Raw genomic sequence first — 14,574 nt, 5'->3', positions numbered from 1 at the left:
CTTTGCCGCGACGCCTCAAGCGTTCAAGCACCCGTCGATCGCGTCGTCGCGCACCACGCGGATCCGCTTCTCGATCGCGCGCGCGTGGCGCTTGTTCTTGCGGTCGAGCTTGACCGGATCGCGCTTGACCGGGCTCGGCAGGATCGCCGCGAGGCGCGCCGCCTGGCGCGGCGTCAGCTTCGCCGCGCTGGTCTTGTAATAATGCTGCGCCGCCGCCTCGACGCCGTAGATGCCGGGGCCGAGCTCGGCGATGTTGAGATACACCTCCATGATCCGGCGCTTGGTCCAGATATTCTCGATCAGCACGGTAAAATAGGCTTCGAGCCCCTTGCGCAGCCACGACCGCTGCGGCCACAGGAACGCGTTCTTGGCGGTCTGCTGCGAGATCGTCGAGCCACCACGCAGCTTCTTCGACTTCGCGTTCTTGGCCAGTGCGTCCTCGATCGCACCCAGGTCGAAGCCGGTGTGGGTGCAGAAGCGCGCGTCCTCGGCACCGATCACGGCGCGCGGCATGGCGCGCGTGATCGCGGTCAAGGGCACGAATTCATACTCGACATGCACGCCGCGGACGTTGTCGCGCAGCATCGGGTAGGTCGTCGGCGGATCAAAGTAGCGATACGCGAACGCCCAGGCGATGCTGAGCACCAGCAGCAGCACCGCGAGCAGAAACAACGTCCGAATCAACCAGCCGATCAGCGCCACTTCAACCCCCGCCACTCGCTCCGACCATCGGCAAAGCCGCGCGCGAGGTCAACGCCCGTCGCCTGCCCGGTTCAGGCGCACCAGCACCACGTCGGCCGCCGCGACCCCGGTCGCTTGGGCGCCGTGGGCGGTACCGATGTCGAGCGGGGCTGCGGCCTCGCCGGCGAAGTGGATCGGGCCGTGCGCGGCGGCAAGCCGGAAGCGTGCGCCGCGCCCGCCCGGCCGGGCGTACGACCACGCGCCGCGCACCCAGGGCTCGTGCGACCAGCGGCTGGCGACAAGCGGGCGCAGCCGGGTGCGCCACGTCGCGCCGAGCAGGCCGACCAGTTCGCCGACCATCGCATCGACCGTCGCGGCTTCGCCCGCCGCCTCCAGTTCGGCGGCATAGGGCCCGCCGTAATAGCATTCGATCAGCGGCCAGCCGAAAGGCCGCAGGCGGTGACTCGCCGACCGCTTTTCGCCCGGCCGTCCGCGCATATGGCCATTGACGGGCAGCTCGTCGGCACCCTCGACGGCGAGGAACAGCTTGCCGACATGGCCCATCGGCAGGTCGGCGGCGGCCGCCACGGCGTCGGGCATGTCGGGGAGGAAGCGGATCGCGCCCGACGCCAGCACGCCTGTCGAAACGGTGACGATGACCTGCGCCGCGTCGATCGTCCCGAAGCCGCCGCTCACCGCGACCCCGGCGGGCGTCAGCTCGATCGTAGTGACGGCGCAGTCGAGCCGCACGTCGAGACCAGCGGCGGCGCGCACAACGGCGGTGCCATAGCCCTCGCGCACGCGCCAATTCATGTCCGACGCGGCGCTGTCGAAGGCGTGATGGTCGTGCAGCGAGACGTCGGTGGCGCTCGCCCCGTCGAGATAGCCGATGATCGCGTCGATCGGCCCCGACCAGGGTCCCGCGGCGGGCAGCGCGGCGGCGAGCGGTACGTCGTCACCGGTCGCCAGTCGCGTCACCGCGTCGTCGAAGTCGGCGTAGGCGCGGCCGAACCCGGCGTGGTCGGCGGGCGTCGTGCCGAGGCAGCGCCACTGCATCTCCCATCCGGGGTTGGCGCGGTCGATCGTCAGCCCCGCGTCTTCGGCGATGCCGACCCAGGGATTGCGCTCCGCCGAATGTAGCCAGCCGCAGCCGAGATCGAGCGCCATTCCCTCGCGAACGACGCTATGCGCCCGACCACCGATACGGCCCGATGCCTCGAGCACGACGACCGAGGCTCCTGCGCTCCGCAGCCGGCGCGCCGCCGCGATCCCGGCCGCCCCGGCACCGACGACGACGACGTCCATGCTAGGCGAGTTCGAGCAGCTTCCGCTCGCCCGCCAGCTGGCGGATGCCCTTCTGCAGCTTCTCGAAGGCGCGCACCTCGATCTGGCGGACGCGTTCGCGGCTGATGCCGTATTGCTGCGACAGCTCCTCGAGCGTCTCGGGCTCGTCGACCAGGCGGCGCTGCGTCAGGATGTGCTTCTCGCGGTCGTTGAGGCCCTCCATCGCGTCGAGCAGCATCTCGTGGCGCTGGGTGCGCTCCTGCTCGTCGGCGACCATCGCGTCCTGCAACGGACCCTCGTCGGTCAGCCAGTCCTGCCACTCGCCCTCGCCCTCCTCGCGCAGCGGGGCGTTGAGCGACGTGTCGCCGCCCATCGCCATGCGGCGGTTCATCGAGATGACTTCCTCGTTGGTCACACCCAGCGTGGTCGCGATCTTCTCGACGTCGGCAGGCTTCATGTCGCCGTCTTCCATGGCGTCGATCTTGCCCTTGAGGCGGCGCAGATTGAAAAACAGCTTCTTCTGCGCGGCCGTCGTGCCGATCTTCACCAGACTCCACGAGCGCAGGATATATTCCTGGATCGAGGCGCGGATCCACCACATCGCGTACGTCGCGAGGCGGAAGCCGCGCTCGGCATCGAACTTCTTGACGCCCTGCATCAGGCCGATGTTGCCTTCCGAAATCAGCTCGGCGACCGGCAGACCGTAACCGCGATAACCCATCGCGATCTTGGCGACGAGGCGCAGGTGGCTGGTGACCATGCGCGCGGCGGCCTCGGGGTCCTGATGCTCCTCCCAGCGCTTCGCGAGCATATACTCCTCCTCGGGCGCGAGCAGGGGAAACTTGCGGATTTCACTGAGATAACGGTTCAGTCCGGCTTCGCCGCCGAGGGCGGGGATGCTGGTGATCTTCGCGGGTACGTTGGCCATGACTGACCCCTTTCATTCTTAGTCGGTGTCTCGAACGGAAAGACGACCGATGAGGTCCACTATATCGGCGGGGAGAGGCGAAACAAAAGATAGATTTGCTTGGGTGACGGGATGAACGAACCCCAGTGTCGCCGCATGCAGCGCCTGGCGCGTGAAGCCAGCGCGCTTGCCTTTCGCGCCGCCGTAGAACGGATCGCCGATCAGCGGATGGCCGATCGACGCCATGTGGACGCGGATCTGATGCGTCCGTCCGGTCTCGAGGCGACACTCTATTTGTGCGGCGTTTAACAAGGGCTTAACGGTGTGGTAGTGGGTGACGGCGGCCTTGCCGCGGTCGCCGTCGTTGGGGCCGACGATCGCCATTTTCTGCCGGTTGGCACTGCTGCGCGCCAGCGCGCCTGCAATGCGTCCGGCAGGCGGCGCGGGCACCCCGGCGACCACTGCGGTGTAGCGCCGGTCGACGCTGTGTGCGGCGAACTGCCGCGACAGGCCGACGTGCGCCGGATCGGTCTTGGCGACCACCAGCAGCCCCGACGTGTCCTTGTCGATCCGGTGGACGATGCCCGGCCGCGCGACTCCGCCGATACCCGACAGGCTGCCCTGGCAGTGGTGGAGCAATGCGTTGACCAAAGTCCCGTCGAAGTTGCCCGCCGCGGGGTGAACGACGAGGCCAGCGGGCTTGTCGACGACCAGCAGATGTTCGTCTTCGAAGACGACGACGAGCGGAATGTCCTGCGCCTCGCTGTGCGCCGCGCGGGGTTCGGGGACGTTGACGGTGAAGCTGTCGCCCGCCGCTACCTTCTTGGCGGGGTCGCGCGCCAGTCCGCCGGCACCGCTGACCTCGCCGCTCGAGATCAGCGCCTTCAGCCGCTCGCGCGACAGCGTCGGCACCAGCACGGCGAGGGCACGGTCGAGCCGCCAGCCCGCCATCTCGGCAGTGACTGCCACGCTCACAATCGACTTTTCATCCCCCATCCCCTAGCCCATTTCGGGATGAAGCTGGGGATTTCAAGCAGCGCGGCGGAAGCCATCCTGGCGCATGCGCGGGCCGACCATCCGCGCGAGGCGTGCGGGCTGCTGGTGGGCCGGTCCGGACAGGTCACGCGCATTGTCCCGGCGGACAATGTCGCGGCGCGCCCGCATGCGATCTTCGAGATCGATCCCGCGACCCTGCTCCGCGTCCACCGCGAGGTGCGGGCGAGCGGCGAGGTGGTGCTCGGCCATTATCATTCGCACCCCAACGGCCGTGCCGAGCCGTCGCGCGCCGATGCCGCCCGTGCCGTGACAGACGGGCAGGTCTGGGTGATTGCCGCGAACGACGCACTGACTGCCTGGACTATGACCGCCGAAGACTTCGCGGCCGTGGAACTCGCCTGATGGCGATCGGCGAGGTCAAGTGGTTCAACCGGGCCAAAGGCTTCGGCTTCATCCGCCCCGACCTCGGGCCGAAGGACGTGTTCGTCCATGTCTCGGCGGTGCAGCGCGCAGGCCTCGAGGCGCTCGAGGACGGGCAGCGCATCGAATTCGAACTGACGCAGCTCGGCGATGGCCGGCTGCTCGCTACGGGCCTGCGTCTGCCGCCGCCGCAATGATCGATCTCGCGTCGGCGCATTTCCCCGTCGGCGTGGCGATCGGCGTCGCGGCCGCAGCGCCGGTGGGGCCGATCAACCTGCTCGTCATCCAGCGTGCACTCGGTGGGGAGCGCGGTGCGGCGCTGCTGCTGGGGCTCGGCGGAGCGCTCGGCGACGCGGTGTTCGCGGGTGTCGCGGCGTTCGGGCTGGCGGCGGTGATGCGCATGCTCGACGTTCACGAAGGCCTGATCCGCATCATCGGCGGGATCGTCATGCTGGTCTTTGCGGTGGTGATCTGGCGCGCGGCGCCGCGCCTCGGCGTCATCCGGTCGCGCAGCTCGGCGCCGCGCATGGCGGCGGCGGTGTTCGGCATGACGCTGACCAACCCGGCGACCCTGTTCTTCTTCCTCGGCAGCTTCGGCGCGGTGCGCTTCGCCGGCATCGGCCACGACACGCCGCTGCACCTGTTCAACGCCGGGCTGGTGGTCGCGGGGGTCTTCCTCGGCTCGATGCTGTGGTGGGTGATCGTCAGCTGGGGTGCCATGGCGCTGCGCGGGCGTATCACCGACGGGCATCTGGTCGTACTCAACCACGCGACTGCGATCGTGCTGGCGCTGTTCGGCGTCGTCGCGGTCTATCTGGGAGTGACGGCATGAATGGTCTCGCGGCGCTGCTGATCCGGCGGCTGACGCACGATTTCGCCGGGCCCGTCGGCGCGATGACGACTGTGCTCGAACTTGGCCCGGGCGACGATCCCGAACTGCTGTCGCTGGTCGCCGACAGCGCCACCGGACTCGCCGCGACGCTCAAGCTGTACCGCTTCATCGCGACGCCCGAGGACGGGCCGGTGGCGAGCGCCACGGTGCGCGCCTTGCTCGCCGACTGGCTGACGGCGCGCGGCGGCCCGGCGCTCGACCTGTCCGACACCGGCGAGTGGCCCGGCCCAGTGGCGCGGCTGACTGCGGCGTTAGCGATGATCGCGACCGATGTCCGCGCGCCGACTCTGACGGTGACGATGGGGCGCGTCGTCCTGTCTGCGCCGCTCGCCGACGAGCTGGCGCGCGTGCTTGGCGGCGAGCCTGCCGCAACGCCGCGAGAGGCGCTCGCGGGGCTGGCGGCGAGCGAGGCTGCGGCAGCCGGCCTGACGATCGGCGTCGCGGCGGATGCGCTGACCGTCTACCAGGGCAGCGCCTTGCCGCTGTAATCGACGAAGCCCGCGTCCTTGCCGGCGGTCAGCCCGGCGATGACCTTGCGCAAGCCGGCGACCGAATCGGCGATCTCCAGCGGCGCGTTGCCGCCGCCCATGTCGGTCTTGACCCAGCCGGGGTGGAGCGCCGCGACCGCGATGCCGCGTGCCCGCCATTCGAGCGCAAGGTTCTGCATCCCCATGTTCAGCGCCGCCTTCGACATGCGGTAGCTGTAGGCACCACCGGCGCCGTTGTCGGCGATCGACCCCATCAGCGAAGACAGCGAGACGAAGGTGCCGCCGTCCTTGAGCCGCTCACCGAGCGTGGCGGCGACGAGCAGCGGCCCCAGTGCGTTGACCGTCATGACGCGCGTCCAGTTCGCCGGGTCGATCGACGCGACCTTGGGCTCCTGCGACCCGACGCCGGCGTTGACGACGATCAGGTCGGCCGCGAACTCGGGCAGGGCGGCCAGCGACGATGCGTCGCCGGTGTCGGCGATGGCCGTCGTGACGCCCGCGACGCCGTCGAACTGACCGGCATCCTCGGCCTTGCGGACGGTCGCGAGCACCTGCCACCCGTCGGCGGCGTAGCGGGTTGCGAGCTCGCGCCCGATGCCGCGGCTGGCTCCGATGACGATGACGTTCGGCATGGTATTACTCCCATAGGTGACGCGGCGGCTGCTCTTCGCCTATGAACGCAACGCGTCAAGGTGGCGCGGAGGCGCGTGAAACTTGGGCGTGTGGAGCAGCGTGATCGGCACCGCTGCCGGGCTGTTGCTCGGCGCGGGTAGCGGTGCGAGCAACGCGCCCGCCTCGCCACGCCGCGCGATCACGACCCAGCGCGGCCAGGTCAGCTTCACCATCGCGGCGATCGCGCTGGCGGCCAAGATGGCGCGTGCCGACGGCGTCGCCAGCGCCAAGGAGTTCGCGACCTTCGAGCGCCTGTTCGAGGTGCCGGCGCACGAGCGCGCCAATGCCGCGCGCTTCTACCGCCTCGCGCAAGGGTCGACGGCGGGGTTCGAGACCTATGCCAACCAGGCGGCAGGGCTGCTCGGCCTGGGATCGCCGGTGCTCGAGGATCTGCTCGAGGCGCTGCTGCTGATCGCCCGTCACGACGGCTTTCACGTCGGCGAGGATGACTTCCTGTGCGAGGTCGCGCGGCGCTTCGGCTTCGACGCCGCCGCCTATGCCCGCATCCGTGCCCGCCACGACGCGTCGGTGCCCGACGATGCCTGGACGGTGCTGGGGGTGCCGCCGGGGAGCGATGCCGCGACGGTGCGCGCGGCGTACCGCGAGCTGGTCAAGACCTACCACCCCGACCGCCACATCGCCGCCGGCCTGCCGATCGAGTTCGTGCGGGTCGCCGAGACGCGCATGGCGGCAATCAACGGGGCCTACGCCAGCCTGCGGGACGCAGCCGGGCGTGACGCGCCATGAGGAAGCCGCACCTCGCGCTGATCCTGCTGATCGACCTGATCTGGGCGTTCAACATCGTCGCGATCAAGATCTCGATCGAGGCGATCCCGCCGCTGATAGCGGTGACGCTGCGCTATTGCATCGTGCTGGCGGTCTGCCTGCCGTGGCTGCGCTGGCTGCCCGGGCGGATGGTCGCGGTGCTCGGCACCGGGCTGATCGCGGGCGCGCTTTTCATGGGGGTCGGCGCGCTGGGTTTCGCTGCCGCCGACAATGTCTCGGCGCTCGCCATCGCAGGCCAGGCGGGTGTGCCGTTCAGCCTGATTCTCGCGGTGATCTTCTACAAGGAGCGTATCCGCTGGGTGCGCATCACCGGCATCCTGCTCAGCTTCGCGGGCGTCGGCGTGTTGGTGTTCGACCCGCACATCGTCGACGAGCGGCTCGGGCTGATCCTGACGCTGATCGCGGCATTGTGCTGGGCGATCGGCAACATGCTCTTCCGGCGCCTGCAAGGGGTGTTCGTGCTGACCATCCACGGCTGGCTGGCGCTGGTAAGCATCCCCGTGCTGGCGGCGTGCAGTATGATCTTCGAACCCGGCGCACTCGCCGGGGTGCGCGACGTGCCCCCGCACATCTGGGGCTGGCTCGCCTATTCGGCGATCGGCGCATCGCTGATCGGACACGGCGGCATGACCTGGCTGTTCCAGCGCTACCCGGTGTCGACGGTGTCGCCGCTGACCCTGCCGACGCCTTTGCTCTCGGTGATCGTCGCGGCGGTGGTGTTCGGCAACCCGATCACGCCGATCATGGTCGCGGGCGGGCTGGTGACGCTGACCGGCATCGCGATCATCACGCTGCGCACCGCGCAGGCCCGCGACAGGGAGGAGGTCAAGTGATCGAGTGCCTGAGCCCGAACTTCAACGAGCGTGCGCAGCCGGTCTGCATGATCGTGCTGCACTATACCGGCATGCAATCGGGCGACGCCGCGATCGCCTGGCTCGCCAATCCGGAGTCGAAGGTCTCGGCGCACTATGTCGTCGCCGAGGACGGGCAGGTCGTCCGCATGGTCGACGAGGCCAACCGCGCGTGGCACGCCGGGCGCTCGTTCTGGCGCGGCATCACCGACGTGAACTCGGCGAGCGTCGGCATCGAGATCGTCAACCCGGGGCACGAGTTCGGCTACCGCCCCTTTCCCGCGCCGCAGATGGACGCGGTCGAGGCGCTGGTCGCAGGCATCGCGTCGCGCCACCGCGTCGCGCCGGGCATGGTCGTGGGGCACAGCGACATCGCGCCGGTGCGCAAGCAGGACCCGGGCGAGCTGTTCGACTGGCCGCGCCTGGCGCGCGCGGGGCTTGCGCTGACCATCCCCGATGCCGGGTTCGACCCGCGCTGGAGCGATACCGGCGTCATCGCCGCGCTCGGGCGCTTCGGCTACGACGTCAGCGAGCCCAAGGCCGCAGTGGTGGCGTTCCAGCGGCGCTTCCGCCCGGCGAACGTCGACGGCACGATCGATGCCGAGACGCGCGGGCTACTCTTCGGGCTGTTGCGCGCTCAGTCCTGAGGCGGCGGCGAGGTGTAGGCAGCGTTGGCCTTGTCGCCGCCGAGACCGCCGGGGAGCACGGGGGCCTTGGCGACTTCCTCCGTCGGCGTCAGCGGCGCATCGCCGACCTTGACCTCGAAACCCTTGTCGGCGGCCTTTTGGTACTCGCCGAGACCCTGGCGGACGGTCGAGCAGCCGGCGAGGGCGACGAGCAGGATGAGAACGGGTGCGCGCATGGTTCCACTAGAGCCGTCGCCGCCCGCTTGGCAAGTATCGCCTCCGCGCCTATGCGGGCGTCGCGCGCCAGAGGATCGGACGGCCGCCGCCACGCGAGTGGGGGAGGAAAGTCCGGGCTCCACGCAACGACGGTGCCGGGTAACCCCCGGCGGGGGCGACCCCAGGGACAGTGCCACAGAGAGCAGACCGCCGATGGCCTTTCGGGGCACAGGCAAGGCTGAAAGGGTGGGGTAAGAGCCCACCGCGCGGAGGGTAACCCGAGCGGCCAGGTAAACCCCACCGGGAGCAAGACCGCATAGGGGCGGCGTGTGGGGTTTCGGCTCCGCAGGGCAGGAAGCGGCCCAGTCGCCCGGGTTGGTTGCTTGAGGCGGCTGGTAACAGTCGCCCTAGAGGAATGGCCGTCCAGGGGGTCCGCCCCCGGACAGAACCCGGCTTACAGATCCTCTGGCGCGCAGCGCGGCGCGGTCGCGTGCCGCGACCCGACTCGCGCAAGCGCGGCCGGCGGGTCGGCGGCAGGTCCGCCGAACCCGTCCGACGGCGCGGCTTCGCCGCGACGCCCTTACTTCGTCAACTTCGCCGCCACCGCCGCATTGCCCTGATCCGCAGCCACGCTCGCCGCCGTCCGCCCGCTCGCGTCCGCTGCACGGGGATCGGCCCCCGCAGCGATCAGCATGTCGATCTGCGCGGTGCGGCCGAACAGCGCCGCCATCATCAGTGCGGTCTGCCCTGCCTTGTTGCGCGCGTTCACGTCGCAACCCGCCTTCAGCAGGCGTGCGGCGAGCGCGTCGTGGCCGCGGAAGGCGACGCCCATTTGCGCGGTGTTGCCCTGGTCGCGGTCGGGGAGGCAGGGGTCGGCCTTCGCGGCGATCAGCGCGTCGAGCACCGCCGGCTGGTCGTTGTAGGCGGCCAGGATGAGCGCGGTGAAGCCGCGCGCGTCGCGGGCGTTGACGTCGGCGCCCGCCGCGACGAGGGCGGGCACGAGGTCGGCCCGCCCCAGCTTCGCGGCATCGAACAGCAGCGCCTGGGCCCGCTCGGGGGTCGGCACCTCGGCGGCCATCGCAACGCTCGACACGAGCAGCAGGACCGCGCCCAAGGGCGCAAGGAGTCTCAGCATCAGCAGCACTCGGTTAGGCACGGGGCGCTGCATGACGACACAACGCCCCGTGACGGGTCTCAGTTCGACGCGACTTGCGCCGGGTTCGCGGCGGCGTACTCGCGGACCGCGCGGGCGACCTCGGGCATCGCCACCCGTACCGTGCCCGCCAGCTTGGTGCCGAGGTCAGCGTCGGCCTGGTAGAAGTAGCTGACGATGATCGTCCGCGTGCGGTCGTCGCGAACCTGGCCCAGGTCGCCCGACAGGTTGGTGATCAGGTCGGCCTTGTCGGCAGCGCTGAGCCCCCGGATGAAGACGCCGGCCTGGGTGAAGACGTCGGTCTTGCTGATCGGCCGGGCATCGACGACGCCGCTCAGCGTCGCGGTCGAGGCGCGGTAGCGGTCGGGGGTCGCCTTGGGCGCGACGACGCTGGGGAAGTAATTGACGTTCGCCGACCGCTCGCTCGACGCCAGCGCGCCGTCCTGGTTGTTGTTGACGACCTTCACCCGCGGCGCGTTGATCGGCAGGCTGAGCGCGTTGGCGCCGACCCGGTAGCGCTGCGTGTCGGCGTAGGAGAACAGCCGCCCCTGAAGCATGCGGTCGGGCGACGCCTCGATCCCCGGCACCATGTTCGACGGTGCGAACGCCGACTGCTCGGTCGATTCGAAGAAATTGTCGGGCACCTTGTCGAGGGTCAGCGTGCCGACCTTGGTGAAGGGCACGCCCAGCCATTCCTTGGTGTCGTCGAAGCCGTTGTAGGGCAGCGCCGCGACCTGCTCGGGGGTAAGCGTCTGGACCATCAGGTCCCACTTCGGGAAATCCTTGGCGGCGATCGCGCCGTACAGGTCGTCGGTCAGGTAGTTGAAGTGCGCGGCGTTCGCCTGCGCGCCGTTGAGGTTCTTGACCCCCTGCTTGCTGATCCAGCGGAACTTGGCGAAGGTCACGTTGCCGTCGGCGTCGACCAGCTTGAAGGCGTGGACGCCGTTGCCGTCCATCGTGCGGTACGACGCGGGCGTGCCGAGGTTCGAATAGACGTGCGCCAGCATGTTGACCGCCTCGGGCGTCGCCGAGAAAAAGTCGAAGAAGCGGTTGGGGTCCTGCTTGTTGGTGATCGGCGACGGCTTCAGGCTGTGGATCATGTCCGGGAACTGGATCGCGTCGCGGATGAAGAAGATCGGCAGGTTGTTGCCGACGAGGTCCCAATTGCCCTGATCGGTGTAGAACTTGACCGCAAAGCCGCGCGGATCGCGCAGGTTCTCGGGGCTGCCGTTGGGGTGGATGACGGTCGAGAAGCGCACGAACACTGGTGTCGTCTTGCCGGCCTTGAATAGCGAGGCGCGGGTGAACTTGCCCAGGTCGGCGGTCGCGGTGAACGATCCTGCAGCACCGGTACCCCGGGCGTGGACGACGCGCTCGGGCACGCGCTCGCGGTCGAAGCGCGCCAGCTTCTCGATCAGCGTCGTGTCCTCGAGCAGCACGCCGCCGTTTTCGCCGGCGGTGCGCGAATTGCGGTTCTCGCCGATCGGCGCGCCGTTATCGCGGGTCAGTTGCGGCATCGACTGAGCCAAGGCGGCGGTGCCGACGGTCAGCGTCAGCAGCAGTGCGAGCGGACGGATCATGGTAAACTCCCCATAGTTTCCGGGATGATACCCGGTTGATGGGAAGAGCTTCGGCGATAAGCTGTGATTGTGGAAGCGGAATAGTCTGGTCAGACTAATCGACTGGGGCGATCAGACTCGGCGCGCATCATATTTGGCGATCAGCTCGATGGCAGGTGTGTGCCCGGCCTTGGCGAGGCGCTCGAGGATCTTGCGGCCCTTGCGGTAATTGGGTTTGGCGGCGCGGCCCTCGATGTGGAGCAGCGCGCGCGACACCTGCGCCTCGGGCAGTCCGGTCACGTCGGGACCGGTGCGGATCGGCAGAACGGTGCCAGCCGCGCCGTTGATGCCGGGCGAATAGACGTAGATCGTGCCGAGCCGCGCGGCGCCGGCAGCCTCGTACAGTTCCTCCGCCGCGGCGACGTCGCGGGCGATGCCGTCGCCGTTTTCGAGGCGGCGGCCGAGTTCCCACTGCATGCGCTTGTCGCCGGTCGCGGCCCAGCAGCGCACGTCCTCGGTCGGCATCCGCCCGCGAAAGGTCGCGACGAGCAGCCCGATATTGCCCGCCGCGTCGGCAATGATCGCAGCGATGCGCTCGGTCTGCGCGGGCGGGCAGGCGGCGCGCTTGGCGGTTGCCACGCCGGGGACGAGCAGCAGCGCGGCGACGGCGAGCCGCAGCACGTCAGACGCCCGTGACGACGACCGTCGTGCCCTCGACGCGGACGACGCGCGCGCGGCTGCCGACGGGCAGGTCGGGGCCACTCGCGCTCCACGGCGAATCGCCGACTTGGACGCGGCCGGTGCCGCCCGCGATCGGCTCGACGACGGTGACGAGCGTGCCGATCATGCGCGTCGCGCGGTCGTTCAGCTCGGGGTCGCGGCTCGTCGTCGGGTGGGCGCGCAGCCAGGCGCGGCCGACCAGTACCGATGTCGTCGCGAGGCCGGCGAACAGCAGCAGCTGCGCGGTCCAGGGCGGCGCGATCACCGCGGCGATCCCTGCGCTGACCACCGCCGCGCCCGCCAGCCAGATCATGAAGGCGCCCGGCGACAGTATCTCCAGCCCCGCAAGCACGGCGGCAGCCGCGAGCCAGACCCAGGGCGTCAGGACGAACCCGCTCATCGCGGCACGCGTGGGACGCTGACCGGGGGTGCGTCGGCGGCGTCGGGCCGGATCGCCTTGACCAGTTCGCCGATGCCGCCCAGCGAGCCGACCAGCGCCGACGCCTCGATCGGCATGAAGATCGTCTTGGCGTTGGGCGAGGTCGCGAACGCCTGCATCGCCTCGACGTATTTCTGCGCGACGAAATAGTTGAGCGCCTGCGGGTTGCCCCCGGCAATCGCGTTCGACACCATCTCGGTCGCCTTGGCCTCGGCCTCGGCGGCGCGCTCGCGTGCCTCGGCGTCGCGGAACGCGGCCTCACGCCGGCCCTCGGCCTTCAGGATCTCGCCCTGCTTGGCACCCTCGGCACGCAGGATCTCGCTGGCCCGGCTGCCCTCGGCTTCCAGGATGTTGGCGCGCTTCTCGCGCTCCGCCTTCATCTGGCGGCCCATCGCGTTGACGATATCGGCGGGCGGGCGGATGTCTTTCAGTTCGACGCGGGTGATCTTGATGCCCCATGGCTCGGTCGCGGCATCGACGACGATCAGCAGCTTGGCGTTGATTTCGTCGCGCTTCGACAGCGTCTCGTCGAGGTCCATGCCGCCCATCACGGTGCGCAGGTTGGTCGTCGTCAGGTTGACGATGGCATTGAACAGGTCACTGACCTCGTAGGCCGCCTTGGCCGCGTCGAGCACCTGGTAGAAGACTACGCCGTCGACCGAGACGATGGCATTGTCCTTGGTGATGATCTCCTGCCCCGGGATGTCGAGCACCTGCTCCATCATGTTGATCTTCCGCCCGATGCGGTCGACGAATGGGATGATCAGGCTGAAGCCCGGGCGCAGCGTCATGGTGAAGCGGCCGAAGCGCTCCAGCGTATATTCGAAGCCCTGGCGGACGACGACGACCGCCTGGCTGACCGCGAAGACCGCGACGATCAGCAGCAGAATCGCAAAAATACTCTCGGTCACCGGTCATTCTCCAACGATATCTGGCCTTATAGCGCCACCGCTGGCAGGGAATGAGCGAAATCGGAGAGCCGTCTTGGACCAGCGCCCGCGCCGCACCCTGCTGTATTTGCCCGCCAGCCGCGCCAGTGCGGTGGCCAAGGCGCGGACGCTCGATTGCGACGCGGTGATCCTCGATCTGGAGGACGCTGTCGCCCCCGATGCCAAGCCCGGCGCGCGCGACGCGGCGGCGGAAGCACTCGACGGCCAATGGGGACACCGCGAGATCGCGGTTCGCGTCAACGCGCTCGGCACCGTCTGGTCGATCGGCGACTTCGCGATGGTGGCGCGCGCGCGGCCCGACGCGGTGGTGGTGCCCAAGCTCAACAGCGCCGCCGATGCGGCGGCGGCGGTCGCGGCGGCCGGCGGCGTGCCGGTGTGGGGGATGATCGAGACGCCCGCTGGCCTGCTCGACGCCGCCGCCATCGCCGCGACCCCGGGGGTGACCGCGCTGCTGGCGGGCTTCGCCGATCTGGCGGCCGACCTGCGCCTGCGCCCGGACGCGGCGCGAACGCCCCTGCACCATGCAATGAGCATCATCGTCTGTGCCGCGCGCGCCGCGGGCATCCTGGCGTTCGACGGGGTGTTCACCGACATCCGCGACGACGCGGGCCTCGCGGCGGAGGCGGCACAGGGGGTGATGTTCGGCTTCGACGGCAAGACCATCGTCCACCCCGGACAGGTCGCGACGGTCAATGCCGCCTTTGCCCCGAGCGCGGCGGAGATCGACCACGCGCAGCGCCTGATCGCGGCGCACGCCGCCTCGCCGGACGGGGTGACGACACTCGACGGCAAGATGGTCGAGGTCCTCCATGTTGCTGCAGCGCAGCAAATGCTGGCGCGCGCCGCGGCAATTTCGGCGCGCTAACGTACTAAGTCGTTGCGGCAGCGTGCCGCAGTGCGGCGTAAGCTGAACGTCAGCGGAACAACTCGGGCA

The 14,574-nt window shown here is 69.5% G+C and carries 19 protein-coding genes and 1 other RNA gene; 9 read left to right on the top strand and 11 right to left on the bottom strand.

Annotation, left to right across the window (positions count from 1 at the left end):
- Window positions 1-15: 15 nt before the first annotated feature.
- From mtgA to FMM06_RS12705, 4 genes are read right to left on the bottom strand one after another with little or no spacing between them, the layout of a single operon-like run.
- On the bottom strand, window positions 16-717 hold the full coding sequence (gene mtgA / locus FMM06_RS12720; protein ID WP_235889303.1) for a monofunctional biosynthetic peptidoglycan transglycosylase: 702 nt from the start codon (window positions 715-717) through the stop codon (window positions 16-18).
- Window positions 718-750: 33 nt separating this feature from the next.
- Window positions 751-1,986 (bottom strand): flavin monoamine oxidase family protein, encoded by a 1,236-nt coding sequence (locus FMM06_RS12715; protein ID WP_144237761.1) that lies wholly within the window; start codon window positions 1,984-1,986, stop codon window positions 751-753.
- A 1-nt stretch (window position 1,987) separates the two neighbouring features.
- Window positions 1,988-2,893 (bottom strand): RNA polymerase sigma factor RpoH, encoded by a 906-nt coding sequence (gene rpoH, locus FMM06_RS12710; protein ID WP_144237760.1) that lies wholly within the window; start codon window positions 2,891-2,893, stop codon window positions 1,988-1,990.
- An 18-nt stretch (window positions 2,894-2,911) separates the two neighbouring features.
- The gene (locus FMM06_RS12705; RefSeq protein WP_144237759.1) at window positions 2,912-3,868 is read right to left on the bottom strand and encodes an RluA family pseudouridine synthase; all 957 of its coding nucleotides are present in this window, start codon (window positions 3,866-3,868) and stop codon (window positions 2,912-2,914) included.
- 18 nt (window positions 3,869-3,886) lie between these two features.
- Between FMM06_RS12705 and FMM06_RS12700 the strand changes: the two genes are divergently transcribed.
- The 4 genes from FMM06_RS12700 to FMM06_RS12685 are packed head-to-tail and all read left to right on the top strand — an operon-like array spanning window position 3,887 to window position 5,668.
- Window positions 3,887-4,270 (top strand): Mov34/MPN/PAD-1 family protein, encoded by a 384-nt coding sequence (locus tag FMM06_RS12700; RefSeq protein WP_144237758.1) that lies wholly within the window; start codon window positions 3,887-3,889, stop codon window positions 4,268-4,270.
- Window positions 4,270-4,485 (top strand): cold-shock protein, encoded by a 216-nt coding sequence (locus FMM06_RS12695; protein ID WP_144237757.1) that lies wholly within the window; start codon window positions 4,270-4,272, stop codon window positions 4,483-4,485. Before FMM06_RS12700 ends, FMM06_RS12695 begins: the two co-directional genes overlap by 1 nt.
- Window positions 4,482-5,120 (top strand): LysE family translocator, encoded by a 639-nt coding sequence (locus tag FMM06_RS12690; protein ID WP_144237756.1) that lies wholly within the window; start codon window positions 4,482-4,484, stop codon window positions 5,118-5,120. Before FMM06_RS12695 ends, FMM06_RS12690 begins: the two co-directional genes overlap by 4 nt.
- A complete protein-coding gene (locus FMM06_RS12685) occupies window positions 5,117-5,668 on the top strand; it encodes a hypothetical protein (RefSeq protein WP_144237755.1) in 552 nt (183 codons plus the stop codon). Before FMM06_RS12690 ends, FMM06_RS12685 begins: the two co-directional genes overlap by 4 nt.
- On the opposite strand, the gene FMM06_RS12680 is transcribed toward FMM06_RS12685, so the two are convergent.
- Window positions 5,641-6,300 (bottom strand): SDR family oxidoreductase, encoded by a 660-nt coding sequence (locus tag FMM06_RS12680; RefSeq protein ID WP_144237754.1) that lies wholly within the window; start codon window positions 6,298-6,300, stop codon window positions 5,641-5,643. The two genes, FMM06_RS12685 and FMM06_RS12680, sit on opposite strands and share 28 nt — an antisense overlap.
- 88 nt (window positions 6,301-6,388) lie before the next feature.
- Here FMM06_RS12680 and FMM06_RS12675 point away from each other — a divergent pair, with 88 nt between their 5' ends.
- The 3 genes from FMM06_RS12675 to FMM06_RS12665 are packed head-to-tail and all read left to right on the top strand — an operon-like array spanning window position 6,389 to window position 8,624.
- A complete protein-coding gene (locus FMM06_RS12675; protein WP_185965174.1) occupies window positions 6,389-7,087 on the top strand; it encodes a J domain-containing protein in 699 nt (232 codons plus the stop codon).
- Entirely contained in the window at window positions 7,084-7,959 is an 876-nt protein-coding gene (locus tag FMM06_RS12670) for a DMT family transporter (RefSeq protein WP_144237752.1), read from the top strand. The genes FMM06_RS12675 and FMM06_RS12670 overlap by 4 nt, the downstream gene beginning before the upstream one ends.
- A gap of 47 nt (window positions 7,960-8,006) precedes the next feature.
- On the top strand, window positions 8,007-8,624 hold the full coding sequence (locus FMM06_RS12665) for an N-acetylmuramoyl-L-alanine amidase (RefSeq protein ID WP_144335466.1): 618 nt from the start codon (window positions 8,007-8,009) through the stop codon (window positions 8,622-8,624).
- Here FMM06_RS12665 and FMM06_RS12660 read toward each other — a convergent pair.
- Window positions 8,615-8,839 carry a hypothetical protein gene (locus tag FMM06_RS12660; RefSeq protein ID WP_144237751.1) on the bottom strand — a complete coding sequence of 75 codons (225 nt, stop codon included), beginning with the start codon at window positions 8,837-8,839 and terminating at the stop codon, window positions 8,615-8,617. The genes FMM06_RS12665 and FMM06_RS12660 overlap by 10 nt on opposite strands.
- 67 nt (window positions 8,840-8,906) lie before the next feature.
- Between FMM06_RS12660 and rnpB the strand changes: the two genes are divergently transcribed.
- Window positions 8,907-9,292, top strand: an RNA gene (gene rnpB, locus FMM06_RS12655) — RNase P RNA component class A.
- Between the two features lie 107 nt (window positions 9,293-9,399).
- Here the strand turns inward: rnpB and FMM06_RS12650 are convergent.
- The 5 genes from FMM06_RS12650 to FMM06_RS12630 form a co-directional block, all read right to left on the bottom strand.
- Window positions 9,400-9,954 carry an ankyrin repeat domain-containing protein gene (locus FMM06_RS12650; protein WP_144237750.1) on the bottom strand — a complete coding sequence of 185 codons (555 nt, stop codon included), beginning with the start codon at window positions 9,952-9,954 and terminating at the stop codon, window positions 9,400-9,402.
- 59 nt (window positions 9,955-10,013) lie between these two features.
- The gene (locus tag FMM06_RS12645; RefSeq protein WP_144237749.1) at window positions 10,014-11,552 is read right to left on the bottom strand and encodes a catalase; all 1,539 of its coding nucleotides are present in this window, start codon (window positions 11,550-11,552) and stop codon (window positions 10,014-10,016) included.
- A 111-nt stretch (window positions 11,553-11,663) separates the two neighbouring features.
- A complete protein-coding gene (locus FMM06_RS12640; RefSeq protein WP_144237748.1) occupies window positions 11,664-12,212 on the bottom strand; it encodes a sel1 repeat family protein in 549 nt (182 codons plus the stop codon).
- Window position 12,213: 1 nt separating this feature from the next.
- The gene (locus tag FMM06_RS12635; RefSeq protein WP_144237747.1) at window positions 12,214-12,651 is read right to left on the bottom strand and encodes an NfeD family protein; all 438 of its coding nucleotides are present in this window, start codon (window positions 12,649-12,651) and stop codon (window positions 12,214-12,216) included.
- A complete protein-coding gene (locus FMM06_RS12630) occupies window positions 12,648-13,589 on the bottom strand; it encodes an SPFH domain-containing protein (protein ID WP_407925205.1) in 942 nt (313 codons plus the stop codon). Before FMM06_RS12630 ends, FMM06_RS12635 begins: the two co-directional genes overlap by 4 nt.
- Before the next feature lie 85 nt (window positions 13,590-13,674).
- On the opposite strand from FMM06_RS12630, the gene FMM06_RS12625 reads away from it, so the two are divergent.
- Window positions 13,675-14,505 carry an HpcH/HpaI aldolase/citrate lyase family protein gene (locus tag FMM06_RS12625; protein WP_144237745.1) on the top strand — a complete coding sequence of 277 codons (831 nt, stop codon included), beginning with the start codon at window positions 13,675-13,677 and terminating at the stop codon, window positions 14,503-14,505.
- The last annotated feature ends 69 nt before the right edge of the window (window positions 14,506-14,574 follow it).

The sequence above is a fragment of the Glacieibacterium frigidum genome (genome assembly GCF_007097155.1).
GTDB lineage: Bacteria > Pseudomonadota > Alphaproteobacteria > Sphingomonadales > Sphingomonadaceae > Glacieibacterium > Glacieibacterium frigidum.
This window is presented reverse-complemented; position numbering and strand designations above follow the sequence as displayed.